Annotated in this window: 2 pseudogenes; both read left to right on the top strand. The window is 73.4% G+C overall.

Features of this window, described 5'->3' with window-relative positions:
• Positions 1 to 191: pseudogene (locus tag ACY5KJ_RS15525) on the top strand (copper resistance CopC family protein); the annotation flags it as partial.
• Positions 192 to 195: 4 nt separating this feature from the next.
• Positions 196 to 575, top strand: a pseudogene (locus ACY5KJ_RS15520) (hypothetical protein); the annotation flags it as partial.

Genomic DNA, 575 nt, shown 5'->3' with positions numbered 1-575 from the left:
CCGCAAGCCCGACCACGGGTGCCGCGCCGGCCCCGTCCGCGGCCGTCACTGCCATCACGGCCGATACGGGATCCGCGGACGGCGGTGACGGTGGCGGTGGCTGGATACTCCCCGTTGTGATCGCCGGTGTCCTCACGCTCGGCGGCGGCACCCTGTTCGCCCTGCGGCGACGTCACTCCGGAGCGCGCTGACCCTATGGACACCCCCGTCACCAGGAAAGACCCCGCCATAACGAACAACTCCACCACGCCCGCAGACCCCATCACGCCCGCGGGTCCGGCCGCTCCTCCGTATGCCGCCGCTCCCACCAGAACCAGCCCCGCCAGCCGCTCCACCTCGGGGGACGGACGGACGGCGGCGGTCGGACGGATGGCGCCCGTCGCCGTCGCGGCCGGATGCGTGGCGCTGGCCCTGACCGTCGGTTTCGGGCCAGGCCCCCTGCGGCTGCCCGGCCTGCCCTCGTCCGGCACGCCCACCTACTGGGCACTGCCGTTCACGCATCTGGTCGGCAAGATCGCCGCCGTGGGGACGATCGGGTGGCTTCTCGCGGCCGCCGTCCTTCTTCCGGCGAAACA

It is taken from the genome of Frankia sp. CcWB3 (assembly GCF_977927595.1).
The sequence above is the reverse complement of the archived record's forward strand: the minus strand, read 5'-3'. Positions and strand labels throughout refer to the sequence as shown.